We start from the raw sequence: 19,047 nt of genomic DNA on the forward strand, positions 1-19,047 counted from the left end.
CGGGGCACATGACCACCGAACTGCACGACCACAGCGGCCTCGCCGCCCTCGACGGCCTGCTCTCCCACACCACCGTCCAGGGCGTCCCGGTCCTGCACGCCCCCGCCTCCGGCAAGGAGGTCACCGCCGGTCTCTTCTTCCGGGTGGGCCGCGCCGACGAGACCCTGGCCACCGCCGGGATCACCCATCTCGTGGAGCACCTCGCCCTGCACCGCGTGGGCCTGTCCGACCTGCACCACAACGGCGCGACGGCGAACGCGTACACCCTCTTCCACGTCACCGGCAGCGAGGAGGAGGTCGTCTCCCACCTCAACAGCGTGTGCGCGGGGCTGCGGGACCTGCCGATGGACCGGCTGGAGACCGAGAAGGAGATCCTGCGCACGGAGGCGGCGGGCCGCGGCAGCGGCCCCCACTCCCCGCTCGCGCTGTGGCGGTACGGCGCCCGGGGCTACGGCCTGGCCGGCTACAACGAGCTCGGCACCTGGAGCCTGACCCCCGACCGGGTGCGGCACTGGGCGCAGACCCGCTTCACCCGGGACAACGCGGTGCTGTGGATCACCAGCGACCGGGTGCCCGAGGGCCTGGACCTCGCCCTCCCGGCCGGCACCCGTTTCCCGGCGCCGGCCGCCACCAGCGCGCTGCCGGTCACCCCGGCCTACATCCACGGCGACGACGGCCACGTCGTCCTCACCTCGGTGCTGCGGCGCTCCACCGCCGCCTCCGTCTTCGCGGACGTCCTCGGCCGGGCGCTCTTCCAGGACCTGCGCCAGGAGGGCGGCTACTCGTACTCGGCGGAGGCCGACTACTCCCCGCGCGACGCGGACTTCGCCACGCTCACCGCGTACGCGGACGCGCTCCCGCAGAAGCAGGACGCGGTCGTCGGCGGCTTCGTCGACACCCTGGCCCGGCTGCGCGCGGGCCGCATCGAGCAGTCGGAGCTGGACTCCGTCCGCGCCAAGCACCTCAAGATCTACGACCACCCCGACCTCGGAGCCGCCTCGCTGCCGTCGTACGCCCTGAGCCTGCTGCTCGGGCACCGGATCCTCTCCCCCGAGCAGCACCGGGCCGAGCTGGACGCGGTGACGGTCGCCGACCTGCGCGAGGTGGCGCGGGAGGCGTGGGACTCCGCGCTCCTGAAGGTGCCGGGCCGCGCGGTGGACTGGGCGGGCTTCGCCCTGGCCCCCCAGTACTCGTCGGCCGCCGTCACCGGCACCCGGCACCCGTCCCTGGAGGACGAGGAGGTCACGCTGGTCATCGGCGCCGAGGGCGTCAGCCTGACGACCCCGAGGGGCCCGGTCACCGTCCGCTACGACGCCTGCGCCGTGATGACCACCCGCCCGGACGGCGCCCGCAGCCTCACCGGCCACGACGGCTTCGTGGTCACGGTGGAGCCCACCCTGTACCGGGGGGTCACCCCGGAACGCGTCGCGGCCCTGGACGCGGCGGTCCCGCCGGAGGCGGTGGTCCCCATGCCGGCCCGCGAACCGGACCGGATCCCGCAGCCGCGCCGGCGCGAGAAGCCCTCGGTGCGGCGCAGGGCCGGTGCGTGGGGCTGGGCGGCCCTCCTCGTCCCGCTGTCCCTGCTGATCGTGGTCTGGCCGGCGGTCGCCGTGTACCTCGTCGTCGAACGGATCAACGAGGGCCGGATACCGCCCCTGACCGGCATGATCGGCTTCGCGGTCATCGAGTACTACCTGATCCGCTGGGCCCGCGCGGCGAACCGGCGCCGCCGGACCGGGCCCGCCTGACCGGGCGGGGGCCCCCCCCCCCGGGGGGGCCCCCCCCCCCCCCCCGGGGCCCCCGCGCCCCCCCGGGCCCCCCCCCCCCCGGGGTACCCCCCCGCCCCCCCCCCCCCCCCCCCCCGCACCCCCCCCCCGGGGGGGGCCCCCCCCGGGGGGGGGGCCCCCGCCGCGCTCCACGGTGACCGGCTCGCTCCGCGGTCCCCGGCGACCTGCTGGATCCCCCAGGTCACCGGCCCGCCGCGACCGGCTCACTCCACGGTGACCGACTTCGCCAGGTTCCGGGGCTGGTCCACCTCGTTGCCCCGGGCCGTGGCCAGCTCGCACGCGAACACCTGCAACGGCACCGTCGCCACCAGCGGCTGGAGCAGGGTCGGCGTCACCGGGATCCGCACCAGGTGGTCGGCGTACGGCACGACCGCCTCGTCCCCCTCCTCCGCGATCACGATCGTCCGCGCCCCGCGCGCCCGGATCTCCTGGATGTTGGAGACGATCTTGTCGTGCAGGACGGACCGCCCCCGCGGGGACGGCACGACCACGACCACCGGCAGGTCCTCCTCGATGAGCGCGATCGGCCCGTGCTTCAGCTCGCCCGCCGCGAAGCCCTCGGCGTGCATGTACGCCAGCTCCTTCAGCTTGAGCGCGCCCTCCAGCGCCACCGGGTAGCCCACGTGCCGCCCGAGGAACAGCACGGTGTTCTTCCCGGCGAGCGACCGCGCCAGCTCCCGCACCGGCTCCATGGTCTCCAGCACCCGCTCGACCGCACCGGAGATCTGCGCGAGGTCCCGGATGACCGCCCGGATCTCGTCCCCCCACTTGGTGCCCCGGACCTGGCCCAGGTACAGCGCGACCAGGTAGCAGGCGACCAGCTGCGTCAGGAACGCCTTCGTCGAGGCGACCGCCACCTCCGGCCCCGCGTGCGTGTACAGCACCGCGTCCGACTCGCGCGGGATCGTCGAACCGTTGGTGTTGCAGATCGCCAGCACCTTGGAGCCCTGCTCACGGGCGTGCCGCAGCGCCATGAGCGTGTCCATGGTCTCCCCGGACTGCGAGATGGCGATGACCAGCGACCGCGCCCCCAGGATCGGGTCCCGGTAGCGGAACTCGCTCGCCAGCTCCACCTCGCACGGGATCCGCGTCCAGTGCTCGATGGCGTACTTGGCGATCATCCCCGCGTGGAAGGCCGTGCCGCAGGCGACGATGACGACCTTGTCCACCTCGCGCAGCTCGGCCGTAGAGATGCGGACCTCGTCGAGCGTCAGCGAACCGGACGCGTCGATGCGCCCCAGCAGCGTGTCGGCGACCGCCTTGGGCTGCTCGGCGATCTCCTTGAGCATGAAGTAGTCGTACCCGCCCTTTTCCGCGGCCGACGCGTCCCAGTCGATGTGGTACGAACGCACCTCGGCCGGCCGGCCGTCGAAGCCGGTGACCGTCACACCGTCCCGGCGCAGCTCCACCACCTGGTCCTGACCCAGCTCGATCGCCGACCGCGTGTGGGCGATGAACGCGGCGACGTCCGAGGCGAGGAAGGCCTCGCCCTCTCCGACGCCCACCACGAGCGGTGAGTTCCGCCGCGCCCCGACCACCACGTCCGGCTCGTCGGCGTGCACCGCGACCAGGGTGAACGCCCCCTCCAGCCGACGGCACACCAGCCGCATGGCCTCGGCGAGGTCGGCCGTCACGGAGAACTCCTCCGCGAGCAGGTGGGCCACCACCTCGGTGTCGGTCTCGGAGGCCAGCTCGTGCCCGCGCTCGGCCAGTTCGTCCCGCAGCGCCGCGAAGTTCTCGATGATCCCGTTGTGCACGACGGCGACGCGCCCCGCGTTGTCCAGGTGGGGATGGGCGTTCGCGTCGGTCGGCCCGCCGTGCGTGGCCCAGCGGGTGTGCCCGACGCCCGTCGTGCCGGTCGGCAGCGGCCGCTCGACGAGTTCCTTCTCCAGGTTGACGAGCTTGCCCGCCTTCTTCCCGGCGGCGAGCCCGCCGTCCGAGAGCACGGCGACACCCGCCGAGTCGTAGCCCCGGTACTCCAGCCGCTTCAGCCCGGCCATCACGACTTCGAGCGCCGACTGCGCTCCCACGTATCCCACGATTCCGCACATGCGCGGCAGCCTACGACCGAATCGCGTCCCGAAAAGGCCTTCACGTGCCCGGATTCGGAAATTCCCACGCCTGTACGACCCTTCGCACGGGCCCGTGCGCCGCTTCACGCACGCCGGTACGCCCCTTCGCGCGCGCCTGTACCGCCCCCGTGGATCCCGGGCGCGCCCCCACGCCGCCTCCTCGCGCCGCCCCGCACGCCCCCGCCCGGACCGCCCCCGCCCGGCGTGACGGACCCCACCCGCCATTCCGTTCAAACTCCGTTAACAATGGACTGTGATCTCTCCGGTCTCCCCGATGCCCCGGAGCGCCCACCGGCACAGGCCGGAGGCGACTCCCTACGTCGACCTCACCCGCCGCGAGTGGAGCGCCCTGCGGGACAAGACACCGCTGCCGCTGACCGCCGACGAGGTCGAGAGGCTGCGCGGCCTCGGCGACGTCATCGACCTGGACGAGGTCCGGGACATCTACCTCCCGCTGTCCCGCCTCCTCAACCTCTACGTCGGCGCCACGGACGGCCTGCGCGGCGCGCTGAACACCTTCCTCGGCGAGCAGGGCTCCCAGTCCGGCACCCCGTTCGTGATAGGGGTCGCCGGCTCCGTCGCCGTCGGCAAGTCCACCGTCGCCCGGCTCCTGCAGGCCCTCCTCTCCCGCTGGCCGGAGCACCCGCGCGTCGAACTGGTCACCACCGACGGCTTCCTGCTCCCCACCAGGGAGCTGGAGGCCCGCGGCCTGATGTCGCGGAAGGGTTTCCCCGAGTCGTACGACCGCCGCGCCCTCACCCGCTTCGTCGCCGACATCAAGGCGGGCAAGGACGAGGTCACGGCCCCCGTCTACTCCCACCTCATCTACGACATCGTCCCCGACCGGCGGCTCACGGTCCGCCGCCCGGACATCCTGATCGTCGAGGGCCTGAACGTCCTCCAGCCCGCCCTCCCCGGCAAGGACGGCCGCACCCGCGTCGGCCTCGCCGACTACTTCGACTTCAGCGTGTACGTCGACGCGAGCGCCGAGGACATCGAACACTGGTACCTCAGCCGGTTCAAGAAGCTCCGTCAGACCGCCTTCCAGAAACCGGACTCGTACTTCAGGAAGTACACCCAGGTGTCCGAGGAGGAGGCGCTCGCCTACGCCCGCACCCTCTGGCGGACCATCAACAAGCCCAACCTGGTGGAGAACATCGCCCCCACCCGCGGCCGCGCCACCCTGGTCCTCCGCAAGGGACCGGACCACAAGGTGCAGCGGCTGAGCCTGCGCAAACTGTGACGGCTACCCTGCCCCCATGCTGCATCTGCGCCTGATCACGCCGTCGGAGAGGACCGACGCCGTGGTCCGCCTGATCGAGGACACCGTGGGCACCACGCACCTGGTGGTGCTGCCGGGCGCCGCCCGCGACCCGGCCGGCGACGTCGTCCTGTGCGACGTGGCGCGCGAGGCCGGCGACGAACTCCTCACCTCGCTGCAGGAACTGGGCCTGGAGCGGAGCGGCTCGATCGCCGTCGAGAACATCGACCTGTCGCTGTCCCTGCGCGCCGACAAGGCCGCGGAGGAGGCGCCCGGGGAGGCCGCGGACGCGGTCCTGTGGGAGCACATGACCGACGCGACCCACGAGGAGTCGACGCTCTCCGTCACCTACCTGGCGTTCATCACGCTGGCGACGATGATCGCGGCCTGCGGCGTGGTGCTGGACAACGCGGTCCTGATCGTGGGCGCCATGGCCGTCGGCCCCGAGTTCGGCCCGCTGGCCGGCATCTCCACGTCGATCGTGCAGCGCGCCCCGCGCCTGGCACTGCGCTCGCTGATCGCGCTGCTGGCCGGCTTCGCGGTGGCCATGGCGGTGACCGTGGGCTTCAGCCTCTTCATGGACTGGCTCGACCTGTTCAGCAAGGAGCAACTGGAGGCCGACCGGCCGCAGACGGGCTTCGTCTACGCCCCCGACGCGTTCTCCTTCATCGTGGCGGTCCTGGCCGGCGTGGCCGGCACCCTCTCGCTGACCTCCGCCAAGTCCGGCGCCCTGGTCGGCGTGGCCATCTCGGTCACCACCGTCCCCGCCGCCGCCAACGCCGCCGTCGCCCTCAGCTTCGGCGACACCGGACAGACCTGGGGCTCGACGGAACAGCTCCTGCTGAACCTCACGGGCATCGTCCTGGCGGGAACGCTGACCCTGCTGCTCCAGAAGTGGCTCTGGTCGAGGCGACGCGAACACGCCGACGCCGGCTGAGGCGGCGCGCCGAGGGGTGCGCGGACGCGTCACCGCCGGCCGGGGCAGCGCGCCGGGGGTGCGGGGAACTGCGCGGCCGGTCCCCGCGAACCCGCGGCCCGCACCCCGCAGAACCCCTCGTCACGAACCCGGTCCGGCCCTACCCCAGCGCGGACTTCACGGCGTCGGCCAGCCGCCCGGCGACCGAGCGGGCCTGCTCGATGTCCGCCGCCTCGACCATCACCCGCACCAGCGGCTCGGTCCCGGAAGGCCGCAGCAGCACCCGCCCGGTGGCGCCCAGCTCCCGCTCCGCCTCACCGACGGCGGCCGACAGCTCGGCCGAGTCCCCGACCCGGGACCTGTCCACGTCCGGCACGTTGATCAGCACCTGCGGCAGCCGCTCCATCACGGACGCCAGCTCGCGCAGCGACTTCCCGCTCTGCGCGACCCGCGCCGCCAGCATGAGCCCGGTCAGCGTGCCGTCACCGGTGGTCGCGTGGTCCAGGATGATCACGTGCCCGGACTGCTCGCCGCCGAGCGCGTACCCGTGCTGCTTCATCTCCTCCAGCACGTACCGGTCGCCGACGGCGGTCTGGACGAGGTGGATGCCCTCGCGCTCCATGGCCAGCTTGAAGCCGAGGTTGGACATGACGGTGGCGACCACGGCGTCCGAGCGCAGCACGCCCCGCTCCCGCATGGCGAGCGCGAGCACGGCCAGGATCTGGTCCCCGTCCACTTCCTCACCGGTGTGGTCCACGGCCAGGCACCGGTCGGCGTCCCCGTCGTGCGCGATGCCGAAGTCCGCGCCGTGCTCGACGACGGCCGCCTTCAGCTTGTCCAGGTGCGTGGAGCCGCACCCGTCGTTGATGTTGAGCCCGTCCGGGGACGCGCCGATGGTGACGATCTCCGCGCCGGCCCGCGTGAACGCCTCCGGCGAGACGTGGGCGGCGGCGCCGTGCGCCTCGTCGAGGACGATCTTCAGCCCGTCGAGCCGGTTGGGGAGCACGGCGATGAGGTGGGCGACGTACCGGTCGAACCCTTCGTCGTACGACCGCACGCGTCCGACGGCCGCGCCGGTCGGCCGCTCCCAGGGCTCACCGTGCCGGTGCTCGTCGTAGACGGTCTCGATCTTGTCCTCGAGCTCGTCGGCGAGCTTGTGGCCACCGCGGGCGAAGAACTTGATGCCGTTGTCGGGCATGGCGTTGTGGCTGGCGGAGAGCATCACGCCGAGGTCGGCGCCGAGCGCGCCGGTCAGGTACGCGACCGCCGGGGTGGGCAGCACACCGACCCGCAGCACGTCCACTCCGGCGCTCGCCAGACCGGCCACCATCGCCGCTTCGAGGAACTCCCCGGACGCGCGCGGGTCCCGTCCGACCACCGCGACCGGCCGGTGGCCCTCGAAGGTGCCCGCCTCGGCCAGCACGTGCGCCGCCGCGACGGACAGACCGAGCGCCATCTCGGCCGTGAGATCCGCGTTGGCGACACCGCGCACGCCGTCCGTGCCGAAGAGTCGTCCCACTTGTCCTCCTGAGGAAGCATCGGTTTCGGTAGCCGTGCGGGCGTCCGGATGGTCGGCGCGGCTCCCGCGTCCAGGCATTGCATGCCCTGAACATCCGATCACACAAGCCTTTGAGCGTCTTGTGCCGTTATACGCCTACGACTGAGAGAAAACGAACGCCCCGACGGCACTGTGGCGTGCCGCCGGGGCGTTCCAGGTACGTTCGAGCGAGCCGCACCGGCCCGGAAGACGTACGAGCAGGCAGCGAAGCTTAGCGCTTGCTGTACTGCGGAGCCTTGCGGGCCTTCTTGAGACCGGCCTTCTTCCGCTCGACCGCGCGGTCGTCACGGGTGAGGAAGCCGGCCTTCTTCAGCGGGCCGCGGTTGTTGTCGACGTCGGCCTCGTTCAGCGCGCGGGCGACACCGAGACGGAGCGCACCGGCCTGACCGGAGACACCGCCACCGGCGATGCGGGCGACGACGTCGTAACGACCCTCGAGCTCGAGGACCTTGAACGGCTCGTTGACTTCCTGCTGGTGCACCTTGTTCGGGAAGTAGTCCTCGAGGGTGCGACCGTTGATCTTCCACTTGCCGGTGCCCGGGACGATCCGGACGCGGGCGATGGCGTTCTTGCGGCGGCCCAGGCCGGCGGCCGGCTGGGGCTCGCCGAAGCGGGAGGCCAGGGACTCCGAGGTGTACTCGCCCTCGACGGGGACCTCGGACTCGGTGGTGTAGCTGTCGATGTCAAGCTCTTCGAGCGGCTGCTCGGCAGTGGTCTCGGCCACGGTGATTCCTCAGATTCTCTTGGCTTGGGGTTTGTCGGCCGGACTTACTGCGCGACCTGGGTGATCTCGAACGGCTGCGGCTGCTGCGCGCCGTGCGGGTGCTGGTCACCCTTGTAGACCTTCAGCTTCGAGAGCATCTGACGGCCCAGCGAGTTCTTCGGGAGCATGCCCTTGACGGCCTTCTCGATGGCCTTCTCGGGGTTCTTGTCCAGCAGCTCGTCGTAGCGGACGGAGCGCAGACCACCCGGGTAGCCGGAGTGGCGGTACGCCATCTTCTGGGTCCGCTTGTTGCCGGACAGGTGCACCTTGTCGGCGTTGATGATGATGACGAAGTCACCGGTGTCGACGTGAGGGGCGTAGATCGGCTTGTGCTTGCCGCGCAGGATGGAGGCGGCGGTGCTGGCGAGACGGCCCAGGACAACGTCCTGAGCGTCGATGACGTGCCACTGGCGCGTCACATCGCCGGGCTTGGGGCTGTACGTACGCACGGTTCGTAGCCTTCGCTTCGAGTGAGTGGTCCTGACAAGGTCACCGAAGACGATCACGACAGCCCTGACCGCACCGCGGTGACGCAAACCGCGTGCTGGTCGCTGGTCATCGGCCCGGTGGACCGGTGTAAGGGCCCGTCCCGTGAGAATGAGCAAGCCAATACACAACGAAGATGCAGGATACCTGCGGCGGCCGGGCCGGGTCAAAACGACGCCGACCGGGGCCGAGGTTCGCTGCTCTTCTCGCCCAGTGTAGGGGCGAGCGCCGCCGGGGGCCGCCGCTCCCGCGCTCCCGCCTCCGGCCCGGACGACCCCGGCCCCGCCCGCGGGACCGACCGGCACGCCACGGTGACCGCCAGGGCGCACAACGTCATCGCGTCCTTGAAGGCCCGCCGCCGCACCGTCTCCAGGTAGGGCCAGGTCAGCCCCGGGACCTGCGGCACCAGCGCCAGCCAGAACCACGGCCGCCGGGCCACCGACCCCGCGTACGGCAGCCCGGCCAGCAGCAGCGGCACCACGACCAGCAGGTAGTGGTCGTACGAGGGCCTCGAGACGAGGAACGCCGAGAGCATCAGCCCCGCGGCCGTCTCGGCGAGCCGCAGCGGGCCGGGATCGGCCCGGCACCAGCGCCGGCGGGCGCAGACCACCCCGGCGGCACAGGCCGCGAGGGCCACGCCCCGGGCCAGGAGCGGCGGCACCCCCAGCCGGGGCAGCACCGCGCCCGGGGAGGCCTCGTAGAGCCGTACGAAGGCGTCGTCGCCCCGCAGCAGGAAGGGCAGGGTCCGGGTGACGAAGCCCGCCGGGTCGGGCAGCAGCAGGGCGCACGCCCCGGACACCAGCACCGGCACGGCGACCAGCACGGCCAGCGCCCGCGGCCGGCGGGCGAAGACGAACAGCAGCGCCACCGGGGCCAGCAACGGCTTCAGCGCCAGGGCCGCGCCGAGCACCGCGGCCGCCGCCGTCCACCGGTCGCGGCGCATCAGCAGCAGCGCCGGGGGCAGCGCCAGGACCGCGGTCGCCGTCCAGTTGCCCAGCCGGACCAGGTGGCCGAAGGGCGCGAAGCCGGCCGCGAGCCCGGCCAGGCCGAGCACCGCGAGCCGGCTGTCCAGCGGGACCCGGTGCAGCCGCAGGGCGCAGGCCCAGCCGGCCGCCAGACAGGCCGTGACCGCCGACGGCACCAGGACGCGCAGGACGGACTCCGGCAGCAGCGCCTGCGGGACGGCGGCGAGCACCGCGCCCGGCAGGTAGAGGAAGTGCGGGTCGTCGTACGGGGACCGGCCCGACAGCCAGGCGCGGGCCGCCCCGACGACGATCGCGTTGTCCATCCCGCCGTCCGGGGCGGTCCGCGCCGCGTGCGCCACCGTCACCCCGAGCACCGCCAGCAGCCCCCACCACAGCGGCCGGGGAGAACGCCGCACCAACCACCCGGAGATGTCGCCTTTGCCCGTACTCATTCCTCAACGCTAGGTGCTCCGGTGCCGGTTGAGGCGGAACAGCACACCCTTCACCGCGTCTAAGATGCGGCCCATGAGCTATGGGCAGGGGGGACCTCAGTCCCAGTGGGATCCGTGGAAACCGAACTCCCAGCAGCCGTGGAGCAGCGGCAGTGACGGAGCGTCCCCGGACTGGGCCGCGCTGGCCGACGCGTCCGAGAAGCGCAGCAAGCGCCGCCGGCTGCTGTTCATAGGCGGGGGCGCGCTCGCGACGATCGGGATAGGCGCCGCCGTGGCCATGGCCGTGGTGTCGGCGAACGGCGACGACGAGGCGAACCGTCCGGCCTCCTCCCTGCCCGCGACCGCCGACCTGCCGAGCGCGTCCGGCACCCCGTCCTTCGCCCCGACCAGCGCGCCGCCGCCGCTGGACCCGAAGGAGTTCATCTCCAGCAAGGCCAAGGACACCGCTCCCAACGGCCCCGACCTGCTCTTCCCGGGCACGCAGCTGACGATCGGCTCGACCGTCTACAAGAAGGCCGCGAAGGCCGACTCCACCAACTGCGCCACCGGCGTCCAGGGCACGCTGCCCAAGGTGCTGGCCGCCAACGACTGCACCCGTCTGATGCGCATCACGTACGTCGAGGACGGCATCGCGGTGACCGTCGGCGTGGCCGTCTTCGACACCGAGGCCCAGGCCCTCAAGGCCAAGGAGCAGGCCGACAAGAGCAGCTTCGTCAAGGCCCTCGCCGGCAACGGCGTCAAGGCCTTCTGCAACGGCGCGGTCTGCCGGTCGACGACCAACTCCCACGGCCGTTACGCCTACTTCACCATCACCGGCTTCACCGACGGCAAGGACGTGACGACGAAGGACACCGAGGTCTTCACCGTCGGTGACGACCTCGCCGAGTTCACGTTCGGGCAGATCCAGCGCCGCGGCGAGGCCCAGGCGTCCGCCGCCGCGAACAGCTGACCGCGCCGGACGGGCGCGGGTCCTCCCCCTCGGTCAGCGGTCCGGGGGGAAGGTGACCGCCGGCCCCGTCCGGACGGTCCTCAGCAGCACCCGGCCGCCCCGGGCAGCGTCCGCTTGTTCCGCGCCTCCCGGGAGCGGGCGGCGAGCAGCTCGTCGGCCGGGTAGCCGACCTCCTCCAGCGTCAGCCCGTGCGGCCGCACGACGTGCACGGCCGAGTCCCGTACGCCCGCGGCGAGCACCTTTCCCGGCCACTCCGGCCCCCGGTGCCCGTCCCCCACGAACAGCAGCGCCCCGATCAGCGAGCGCACCATGTTGTGGCAGAAGGCGTCGGCGCGGACGGTGGCCGTGATGATGCCGTCGGCCCCCTTGTGGAGGCTCAGCTCCTGGAGCGTGCGGATGGTCGTCGCGCCCTCCCGCTTCTTGCAGTAGGCGGCGAAGTCGTGTTCGCCGAGCAGCCGCCGGGCGGCCTCGTTCATGGCGTCGACGTCGAGCGGCCAGTCGTGCCACAGCACGTGGTTGCGCAGCAGGGGGTCCACGCCCCCGGGGTTGTCGGTGACGCGGTACGCGTACCGCCGCCAGACCGCCGAGAAACGGGCGTTGAAGCCGCTGGGCGCCTCGCGCAGCGCCCACACCCGTACGTCCCGGGGCAGCCGCCCGGCGAGCCGCTTGAGCAGCTTCTCGTGGTGCTCGCGCCACACCGCCTCGGGCAGGTCCACGTGGGCGACCTGCCCGCGCGCGTGCACCCCGGCGTCGGTGCGGCCCGCCACGGTCAGTTCGTACGTGGTGTCCCCGGACCGCGTGACGGTGCGCAGGGCGTCCTCGATCTCCCCCTGCACGGTCCGCCGTCCCCCGGCCTGCTTGGCCCATCCGGAGAACTCGGTCCCGTCGTAGGAAAGGTCGAGGCGGACACGGACGTAACCGGGCTGAACTTCCTCACTCACCCCTGGATCCTCTCAACAACGCGGAACGGGTCCGCCCCGAGGGGCGGACCCGTTCACTGCAAGGCAGAGCCTCAGGCGTCCTTCGACTCCTCGGCCGGAGCCTCGGCGGCCTCGTCGGCGGCCGGAGCCGCTTCCTCGGCCTTGGTCTCCTCGGCCTTGGCCTCGGACTCCTTGACCGCGCGCTTCGTCGCGGCCTCGGCCTCACCGGTCGCCTGCTGCGCCACGGTCAGCGCCTCGACCAGCTCGATGACGGCCATGGGCGCGTTGTCGCCACGGCGGTTACCGATCTTGGTGATGCGGGTGTAGCCACCCGGGCGGTTCTCGTAGCGCGGGCCGATCTCGGTGAAGAGCGTGTGGACGACGCTCTTGTCCGTGATGACCTGGAGCACCTGACGGCGGTTGTGAAGGTCGCCCTTCTTCGCCTTGGTGACCAGACGCTCGGCGTACGGGCGCAGGCGGCGGGCCTTCGCCTCGGTGGTGGTGATACGGCCGTGCTCGAAGAGGCTCTTCGCCAGGTTGGCGAGGAGGAGCTTCTCGTGCGCGGCGCTGCCGCCCAGACGGGCACCCTTGGTGGGCTTCGGCATGGTTCTTCTCCTGTGTGTCTGCCCCGGCCGTATCAGGTACCGGGGTCAGTATCCGAGCAGGCGGTCGCCCGTCGGAGATCCAGGCCCCCGAAGGGGCCTGGAAGGGGCGCGGGGAACTGCGCGACCGGCCCCAACCGGCCCGCAGACGCAGTACGGCCTCCCCGCGGAGCGATCAGTACTGCTCGGTCTCCACGAAACCCGCGTCCGCGTCGTCGTCGGCGCCGAAGGCGTCGGCGGCGGCGGTCGGGTCGAATCCGGGCGGGCTGTCCTTCAGGGCCAGGCCCATGCCGGCCAGCTTCGCCTTGACCTCGTCGATGGACTTCGCACCGAAGTTGCGGATGTCGAGGAGGTCGGCCTCGGAGCGGGCGACGAGCTCACCCACGGAGTGGATGCCCTCGCGCTTGAGGCAGTTGTAGGAACGGACGGTGAGCTCGAGCTCCTCGATCGGAAGCGCGAGGTCGGCCGCCAGCGCCGCGTCCGTCGGGGACGGACCCATGTCGATGCCCTCGGCGTCGATGTTGAGCTCGCGGGCCAGACCGAACAGCTCGACCAGCGTCTTGCCGGCGGAGGCCATGGCGTCACGCGGACGCATCGCCTGCTTGGTCTCGACGTCGACGATCAGCTTGTCGAAGTCGGTGCGCTGCTCGACACGCGTGGCCTCGACCTTGTACGTGACCTTCAGGACCGGCGAGTAGATGGAGTCGACCGGGATGCGGCCGATCTCCTGGCCCACCTGCTTGTTCTGCACGGCGGAGACGTAACCGCGGCCGCGCTCGACCGTGAGCTCCATCTCCAGCTTGCCCTTGCCGTTGAGCGTGGCGAGGACGAGGTCGGGGTTGTGCACCTCGACACCGGCCGGGGGCGCGATGTCGGCGGCGGTGACCAGACCCGGGCCCTGCTTGCGCAGGTACATCACGACCGGCTCGTCGTGCTCCGAGGAGACGACCAGCTGCTTGATGTTGAGGATCAGGTCGGTGACGTCCTCCTTGACGCCCGGCACGGTGGTGAACTCGTGCAGGACGCCGTCGATACGGATCGACGTGACCGCCGCACCCGGGATCGACGACAGGAGCGTACGGCGCAGGGAGTTGCCGAGGGTGTAGCCGAAGCCCGGCTCCAGCGGCTCGATCACGAACCGGGAGCGGAACTCGTCGACGACCTCTTCGGTCAACGAGGGACGCTGAGCGATCAGCATGTGGGGATCAGATCCTTCTTTCGTGGGCGCCCGCTATTTGACACCCGACGGAAACCGCACCTGTGAGAAGTGCGGGTACTGCAAGGGTACGGGCGGCACGACCCGAATGAGCCGTACCGCCCGGAAAGCCCTGGAAAAGCGAGGTCAGACGCGACGACGCTTCGGCGGGCGGCAGCCGTTGTGCGGGGTCGGGGTGACGTCCTGGATGGAGCCGACCTCGAGGCCCGTGGCCTGCAGGGAGCGGATGGCGGTCTCACGACCGGCGCCCGGGCCCTTGACGAACACGTCGACCTTGCGCATGCCGTGCTCCTGCGCGCGACGGGCGGCCGACTCGGCGGCCATCTGCGCGGCGAACGGCGTGGACTTGCGCGAGCCCTTGAAGCCGACGTGGCCGGCGGAGGCCCAGGAGATCACGTTGCCGCTCGGGTCCGTGATGGACACGATCGTGTTGTTGAACGTGCTCTTGATGTGCGCCTGGCCGTGCGCGACGTTCTTCTTTTCCTTGCGGCGCACCTTCTTGGCAGCGCCCTGACGTCCCTTGGGGGGCATGTCGAAAACTCCTACGGGAGGTGGTCGGTCCTACAGCGAAGACCGCTGGACGGCGAGTCCGCTGCGGACTACTTCTTGCCCGGCTTCTTCTTGCCGGCGATGGCGCGACGCGGGCCCTTGCGGGTGCGGGCGTTGGTGCTGGTGCGCTGGCCGCGGACGGGCAGACCGCGACGGTGACGGAGACCCTGGTAGGTACCGATCTCGACCTTGCGGCGGATGTCGGCCTGGATCTCGCGACGGAGGTCACCCTCGGTCTTGATGTTGTTGTCGACGTACTCGCGGATCGCGACGAGCTGCTCCTCGGTGAGGTCGCGAACACGGGTGTTCGGGTCCACGCCGGTGGCAGCGAGCGTCTGCTGCGAGAGGGTCCGGCCGATGCCGAACACGTAGGTGAGGGCGATCTCCACGCGCTTTTCGCGCGGGATGTCAACACCGGAAACGCGTGCCATTCAATGGCTCCTGGTGATCTTCGGAGGTCTTCCACAGGACCGGCTCCCAGCCGCCGTACGAGGTACGAACTGGGTCCCCGGCCTCCGAACCGGGGGTGTCAGGCGCGAAAGAACGCCTGGGCCCTGCGTATGAACAAATTCAGCTCGCGTCGCGCGAAGTCTCTGCGATGTCGATGCAGAGGGTGTGATCGGCTGCGATCAGCCCTGGCGCTGCTTGTGGCGCGGGTTCTCGCAAATGATCATGACCCGACCGTGACGGCGGATCACCCTGCACTTGTCGCAGATCTTCTTGACGCTCGGCTTGACCTTCATGGGATGTGAGGTTCTCCGGGTCAGTTGCCGGCCGCCCCGCGCACCCAGGGGGAACGGGGCCTGGGCAAGATCTACTTGTACCGGTAGACGATCCGGCCACGCGTCAGGTCGTACGGAGACAGCTCCACCACGACCCGGTCGTCAGGGAGGATGCGGATGTAGTGCATGCGCATCTTGCCGCTGATGTGTGCCAGGACCTGGTGGCCGTTCTGGAGCTCGACCCTGAACATGGCGTTCGGCAGAGACTCGACGACAGTGCCCTCGATCTCGATGGCACCTTGCTTCTTGGCCACGCTTCGCCCTTCGAATCGACTACCTTGATCGACTCCTGGGCTTCCCGCCGCGGTGAGCAGCGAGTGCATGCGGACATGCGGGTGCACAAGAGCCGACGAGTCAGTCTACGTCAGCGCACCCGGAAACACGAATCGAGGAAGCCTGCCCGCCCCGGGAGATCCTTAACCGACGGATGGACACAACCCGTACGGGGGTGTCGCTGCCGAGGGGTTCGGGGACGGGGCCCGTGGGGACCGGAGCGGGACCCGGGGCGCCGGCCCCCGGGAACGGGTCAGCGGAGCGGCGGGGGGCCGGCGGCCCGCCGGGCCCCGTGAGAGGCGTCACGGCCGCACGACGACCCGCCGGGACCGGTCTCAGGCCAGCGGGTCCGGCGCGGCCACCACGCCGTGCTCCGCCAGCTTCGCCCTGCCCCCGTCCGGGGCGGTCAGCACCAGCGGGCCCTGCTCGGTCAGGGCCACCGAGTGCTCCCAGTGCGACGACCAGGTGCCGTCCGTCGTGATGACCGTCCAGTCGTCCTCGAGCACCTTGGTCCGCGGCGTCCCCAGGGACACCATCGGCTCGATGGCCAGGCAGAAGCCCGGAACCAGCTTGGGCCCCTTGCCCCGGCGGCGGTCGACGTAGTTCAGCAGGTGCGGGTCCATGTGCATCTCGGTGCCGATGCCGTGCCCGCCGTAGTCCTCGACGATCCCGTAGCGGCCGCCGCCGGGCTTCGGCTGGCGGCGGATGTACGTCTCGATCGCCCGGGAGACGTCGACGAGCCGGTTGCCCTGCTTCATGGCCGCGATGCCGGCCCACATCGACTCCTCGGTCACCCGGGAGAGCTCGATCAGCTCCGGGGCGTGACCGGATCCCACGAAGGCCGTGTACGCGGCGTCGCCGTGCCAGCCGTCGACGATCGCGCCGCAGTCGATGGAGATGATGTCCCCGTCCTCGAGGACGACCTCGTCGGAGGGGATGCCGTGGACGACGACGTCGTTCACGGAGGTGCAGATGGTCGCGGGGAAGCCGCCGTAGCCCAGGAAGTTCGACTTGGCGCCGTGCTCGGCGAGCACCTTGCGGGCGACCTCGTCGAGGTCCTTCGTCGTGGCCCCCGGCACCGCCGCTTCACGCGTCGCCGCGTGGATGGCGGCGACGACCAGCCCCGCCGCTCGCATCTTGGCGATCTGCTCGGGGCTCTTGATCTGCACCATGGGGACTACGGCCTTTCTTGACCGGCGACACGACGAAACGAACGCTTCAACGATACGGGGGAAACGACCGCCCCCACACAGCGGCCGCGGTCCCCCGGAGGGAACCGCGGCCACGGAGGACGGTCCGGCTACTGGTCGTCGCCCCCGCGCTTCAGCGCGGCCAGGGCGCGGTGCGTGACCTCGTCCACCGGGCCCATGGCCTCGATGGTCACGACCAGGCCCTGGGCCTTGTAGTAGTCGATGATCGGCTCGGTCTGCGTGTGGTAGACCTCCAGCCGCGTCCGCACCGTCTCCTCGGTGTCGTCGTCCCGCTGGTACAGCTCGCCGCCGCAGGTGTCGCAGACGCCTTCCTGGGCCGGCGCCTTGTACGACACGTGGAAGACGTGGGCGGAGTCGTTGCGGCAGATGCGCCGGCCGGCGATCCGCTTGACGACCTCCTCCTCGGGGGCCTCCAGGTCCAGTACCGCGTCCAGCTTGATGCCCTCGCCGGTGAGCAGCTCGTCCAGCGCCTGGGCCTGCGAGACGTTGCGCGGGAAGCCGTCCAGCAGGAAGCCGCGCTCGGCGTCCGGCTGCTCCATGCGGTCCTTGGCCATGGCGATGGTGACCTCGTCCGGTACGAGTTCGCCCTTGTCCATGTAGGACTTCGCGAGTTTCCCGAGCTCCGTCTGCCGGCTGATGTTGGCGCGGAACAGGTCACCCGTGGAGATGTGAGGCACGCGCAGCTTCTCGGCCAGGCGAGTGGCCTGCGTACCCTTTCCGGCGCCCGGCGGCCCGACGAGGACGATTCGCATCAGCGGAGGAACCCTTCGTAATTGCGCTGCTGGAGCTGACTCTCGATCTGCTTCACCGTCTCGAGGCCCACACCCACGATGATCAGGATGCTGGTGCCACCGAACGGGAAGTTCTGGTTTGCCCCGAAACCAGCCAACGCCATCGTCGGCACGAGAGCGATCAGTCCCAGATACAGCGAACCCGGCCAGGTGATCCGGTTGAGTACGTAGCTGAGGTACTCAGCGGTCGGTCGGCCAGCCCGGATGCCCGGGATGAAGCCACCATACTTCTTCATGTTGTCGGCCACTTCCTCGGGGTTGAAGGAGATGGCCACGTAGAAGAACGCGAAGAAGACGATCAGGAGGAAGTACAGGGCGATGTGCGTGGGCGCCGCCGTGTCGGCGAGGTTCTGCGTGATCCACGTCGCCCAGCCCGCCTGGGAGTTGGAGAACTGGACGATCAGCGCGGGGATGTACAGCAGCGACGAGGCGAAGATGACGGGGATCACACCCGCCTGGTTCACCTTCAGCGGGATGTACGTCGAGGTGCCGCCGTAGGACCGGCGGCCGATCATGCGCTTCGCGTACTGCACGGGGATCCGGCGCTGGGCCTGCTCGACGAAGACCACCAGGCCGACCATGACCAGGCCGACGAGGATGACCGTGCCGAACTCGATCCAGCCGTCCGCCAGGGAGCCCTGCTTCTTGATGGCCCACAGCGCGGAGGGGAAGGTGGCGGCGATCGAGATGAACATCAGGATCGACATGCCGTTGCCGATGCCGCGGTCGGTGATGAGCTCACCGAGCCACATGACGACGGCCGTACCGGCGGTCATGCAGATGACCATGGTGATGGTCGTGAAGATCGCGCGGTCGGGAACGATGTTCGACGCGACGGTGCAGCCGGAGAAGAGGGCGCCGCTGCGGGCGGTGGCCACCAGGCCGGTGCCCTGCAGGATGGCGAGCGCCACGGTGAGGTATCGGGTGTACTGCGTGATCTTCGCCGTGCCGGCCTGGCCCTCCTTCTTCAGGGCTTCCAGGCGCGGGATGACCACGGTCAGCAGCTGAAGGATGATGCTCGCCGTGATGTACGGCATGATGCCCAGCGCGAAGACCGTGATCTGCAGCAGCGCTCCGCCGCTGAACATGTTGACCAGACCGAAGAGGCCCTGGTTGCCGGAGGCCTCGTCCACACAGATCTGGACGCTCTTGTAGTCGACACCCGGGATCGGGATGTGGGTGCCGACCCGGTAGACCACGATGATGCCGAGCGTGAAGAGCAGCTTCTTGCGCAGGTCGGGCGTCTTGAACGCCCGGGCGAACGCGGTGAGCACGGTGCCTCCTGCGACCCCCGCGCGTCTGCGTCAAGGGTGACGGTCTTGAGGAATGAGAACAACGACAGGTGTGTAACGGTCCACTGCCGCTCAAGGTGCCCCATGAGGAACACCTTGCGAAAGTGGGCAGTGCAGGCCACCTTACCGGCGACACCACCGCCCTAGGAACGACCGACCGGGGATACCCCATTTGTGGGGTATCCCCGGTCGGGATCGCTCA

Annotated in this window: 19 protein-coding genes; 4 read left to right on the forward strand and 15 right to left on the reverse strand. The window is 70.7% G+C overall.

Annotated features, from left to right (window positions below):
- The first annotated feature begins 8 nt into the window (after positions 1-8).
- Complete coding sequence (locus ACH4F6_RS22955) at positions 9-1,748, forward strand: M16 family metallopeptidase (RefSeq protein ID WP_397962177.1); 1,740 nt, start codon at positions 9-11, stop codon at positions 1,746-1,748.
- Between the two features lie 242 nt (positions 1,749-1,990).
- On the opposite strand, the gene glmS is transcribed toward ACH4F6_RS22955, so the two are convergent.
- Complete coding sequence (glmS, locus tag ACH4F6_RS22960; RefSeq protein ID WP_397962178.1) at positions 1,991-3,838, reverse strand: glutamine--fructose-6-phosphate transaminase (isomerizing); 1,848 nt, start codon at positions 3,836-3,838, stop codon at positions 1,991-1,993.
- Positions 3,839-4,133: 295 nt separating this feature from the next.
- On the opposite strand from glmS, the gene coaA reads away from it, so the two are divergent.
- On the forward strand, positions 4,134-5,102 hold the full coding sequence (gene coaA / locus ACH4F6_RS22965; RefSeq protein WP_397962396.1) for a type I pantothenate kinase: 969 nt from the start codon (positions 4,134-4,136) through the stop codon (positions 5,100-5,102).
- A gap of 16 nt (positions 5,103-5,118) precedes the next feature.
- Entirely contained in the window at positions 5,119-6,057 is a 939-nt protein-coding gene (locus ACH4F6_RS22970) for a DUF389 domain-containing protein (protein ID WP_397962179.1), read from the forward strand.
- A gap of 139 nt (positions 6,058-6,196) precedes the next feature.
- Here the strand turns inward: ACH4F6_RS22970 and glmM are convergent, their stop codons facing one another.
- From glmM to ACH4F6_RS22990, 4 genes are all read right to left on the reverse strand, one after another.
- On the reverse strand, positions 6,197-7,555 hold the full coding sequence (glmM, locus tag ACH4F6_RS22975) for a phosphoglucosamine mutase (protein ID WP_397962180.1): 1,359 nt from the start codon (positions 7,553-7,555) through the stop codon (positions 6,197-6,199).
- Between the two features lie 250 nt (positions 7,556-7,805).
- On the reverse strand, positions 7,806-8,318 hold the full coding sequence (gene rpsI, locus ACH4F6_RS22980) for a 30S ribosomal protein S9 (protein ID WP_301972785.1): 513 nt from the start codon (positions 8,316-8,318) through the stop codon (positions 7,806-7,808).
- 44 nt (positions 8,319-8,362) lie between these two features.
- Positions 8,363-8,806 (reverse strand): 50S ribosomal protein L13, encoded by a 444-nt coding sequence (gene rplM / locus ACH4F6_RS22985; protein WP_137303147.1) that lies wholly within the window; start codon positions 8,804-8,806, stop codon positions 8,363-8,365.
- Between the two features lie 203 nt (positions 8,807-9,009).
- Entirely contained in the window at positions 9,010-10,260 is a 1,251-nt protein-coding gene (locus ACH4F6_RS22990; RefSeq protein WP_397962181.1) for a glycosyltransferase 87 family protein, read from the reverse strand.
- Between the two features lie 73 nt (positions 10,261-10,333).
- Between ACH4F6_RS22990 and ACH4F6_RS22995 the strand changes: the two genes are divergently transcribed.
- Complete coding sequence (locus ACH4F6_RS22995; RefSeq protein ID WP_397962182.1) at positions 10,334-11,209, forward strand: hypothetical protein; 876 nt, start codon at positions 10,334-10,336, stop codon at positions 11,207-11,209.
- An 80-nt stretch (positions 11,210-11,289) separates the two neighbouring features.
- On the opposite strand, the gene truA is transcribed toward ACH4F6_RS22995, so the two are convergent.
- From truA to secY, 10 genes are all read right to left on the reverse strand, one after another.
- Entirely contained in the window at positions 11,290-12,150 is an 861-nt protein-coding gene (truA, locus tag ACH4F6_RS23000; RefSeq protein ID WP_397962183.1) for a tRNA pseudouridine(38-40) synthase TruA, read from the reverse strand.
- Between the two features lie 71 nt (positions 12,151-12,221).
- Positions 12,222-12,734 (reverse strand): 50S ribosomal protein L17, encoded by a 513-nt coding sequence (gene rplQ, locus ACH4F6_RS23005; RefSeq protein WP_397962184.1) that lies wholly within the window; start codon positions 12,732-12,734, stop codon positions 12,222-12,224.
- Between the two features lie 172 nt (positions 12,735-12,906).
- Complete coding sequence (locus ACH4F6_RS23010) at positions 12,907-13,929, reverse strand: DNA-directed RNA polymerase subunit alpha (RefSeq protein WP_003966937.1); 1,023 nt, start codon at positions 13,927-13,929, stop codon at positions 12,907-12,909.
- A gap of 144 nt (positions 13,930-14,073) precedes the next feature.
- On the reverse strand, positions 14,074-14,478 hold the full coding sequence (gene rpsK, locus ACH4F6_RS23015; protein ID WP_055718826.1) for a 30S ribosomal protein S11: 405 nt from the start codon (positions 14,476-14,478) through the stop codon (positions 14,074-14,076).
- A gap of 68 nt (positions 14,479-14,546) precedes the next feature.
- Complete coding sequence (rpsM, locus tag ACH4F6_RS23020; RefSeq protein WP_006130767.1) at positions 14,547-14,927, reverse strand: 30S ribosomal protein S13; 381 nt, start codon at positions 14,925-14,927, stop codon at positions 14,547-14,549.
- A 198-nt stretch (positions 14,928-15,125) separates the two neighbouring features.
- Positions 15,126-15,239, reverse strand: coding sequence for a 50S ribosomal protein L36 (gene rpmJ, locus ACH4F6_RS23025; protein WP_004984509.1), 114 nt, complete (start codon positions 15,237-15,239; stop codon positions 15,126-15,128).
- A gap of 71 nt (positions 15,240-15,310) precedes the next feature.
- The gene (gene infA / locus ACH4F6_RS23030; protein ID WP_004927214.1) at positions 15,311-15,532 is read right to left on the reverse strand and encodes a translation initiation factor IF-1; all 222 of its coding nucleotides are present in this window, start codon (positions 15,530-15,532) and stop codon (positions 15,311-15,313) included.
- 354 nt (positions 15,533-15,886) lie between these two features.
- Positions 15,887-16,723 carry a type I methionyl aminopeptidase gene (gene map, locus ACH4F6_RS23035; RefSeq protein WP_397962185.1) on the reverse strand — a complete coding sequence of 279 codons (837 nt, stop codon included), beginning with the start codon at positions 16,721-16,723 and terminating at the stop codon, positions 15,887-15,889.
- Positions 16,724-16,851: 128 nt separating this feature from the next.
- A complete protein-coding gene (locus ACH4F6_RS23040) occupies positions 16,852-17,514 on the reverse strand; it encodes an adenylate kinase (RefSeq protein WP_397962186.1) in 663 nt (220 codons plus the stop codon).
- Positions 17,514-18,827 (reverse strand): preprotein translocase subunit SecY, encoded by a 1,314-nt coding sequence (gene secY / locus ACH4F6_RS23045; protein WP_397962187.1) that lies wholly within the window; start codon positions 18,825-18,827, stop codon positions 17,514-17,516. The genes ACH4F6_RS23040 and secY overlap by 1 nt, the downstream gene beginning before the upstream one ends.
- Between the last annotated feature and the right edge of the window lie 220 nt (positions 18,828-19,047).

Source organism: Streptomyces sp. NPDC017936, assembly GCF_044328485.1.
GTDB lineage: Bacteria > Actinomycetota > Actinomycetes > Streptomycetales > Streptomycetaceae > Streptomyces.

Coding starts and splice junctions, on each gene's coding strand:
- rpsM (WP_006130767.1), bottom strand. CDS start 14,927: ATGGCACGCGTTTCCGGTGTTGACATCCCGCGCGAAAAGCGCGTGGAG.
- coaA (WP_397962396.1), top strand. CDS start 4,134: ATGCCCCGGAGCGCCCACCGGCACAGGCCGGAGGCGACTCCCTACGTC.
- ACH4F6_RS23040 (WP_397962186.1), bottom strand. CDS start 17,514: ATGCGAATCGTCCTCGTCGGGCCGCCGGGCGCCGGAAAGGGTACGCAG.
- rpsK (WP_055718826.1), bottom strand. CDS start 14,478: ATGCCCCCCAAGGGACGTCAGGGCGCTGCCAAGAAGGTGCGCCGCAAG.
- rpmJ (WP_004984509.1), bottom strand. CDS start 15,239: ATGAAGGTCAAGCCGAGCGTCAAGAAGATCTGCGACAAGTGCAGGGTG.
- ACH4F6_RS23010 (WP_003966937.1), bottom strand. CDS start 13,929: ATGCTGATCGCTCAGCGTCCCTCGTTGACCGAAGAGGTCGTCGACGAG.
- ACH4F6_RS22990 (WP_397962181.1), bottom strand. CDS start 10,260: ATGAGTACGGGCAAAGGCGACATCTCCGGGTGGTTGGTGCGGCGTTCT.
- map (WP_397962185.1), bottom strand. CDS start 16,723: ATGGTGCAGATCAAGAGCCCCGAGCAGATCGCCAAGATGCGAGCGGCG.
- rplQ (WP_397962184.1), bottom strand. CDS start 12,734: ATGCCGAAGCCCACCAAGGGTGCCCGTCTGGGCGGCAGCGCCGCGCAC.
- ACH4F6_RS22995 (WP_397962182.1), top strand. CDS start 10,334: ATGAGCTATGGGCAGGGGGGACCTCAGTCCCAGTGGGATCCGTGGAAA.
- glmS (WP_397962178.1), bottom strand. CDS start 3,838: ATGTGCGGAATCGTGGGATACGTGGGAGCGCAGTCGGCGCTCGAAGTC.
- ACH4F6_RS22970 (WP_397962179.1), top strand. CDS start 5,119: ATGCTGCATCTGCGCCTGATCACGCCGTCGGAGAGGACCGACGCCGTG.
- ACH4F6_RS22955 (WP_397962177.1), top strand. CDS start 9: ATGACCACCGAACTGCACGACCACAGCGGCCTCGCCGCCCTCGACGGC.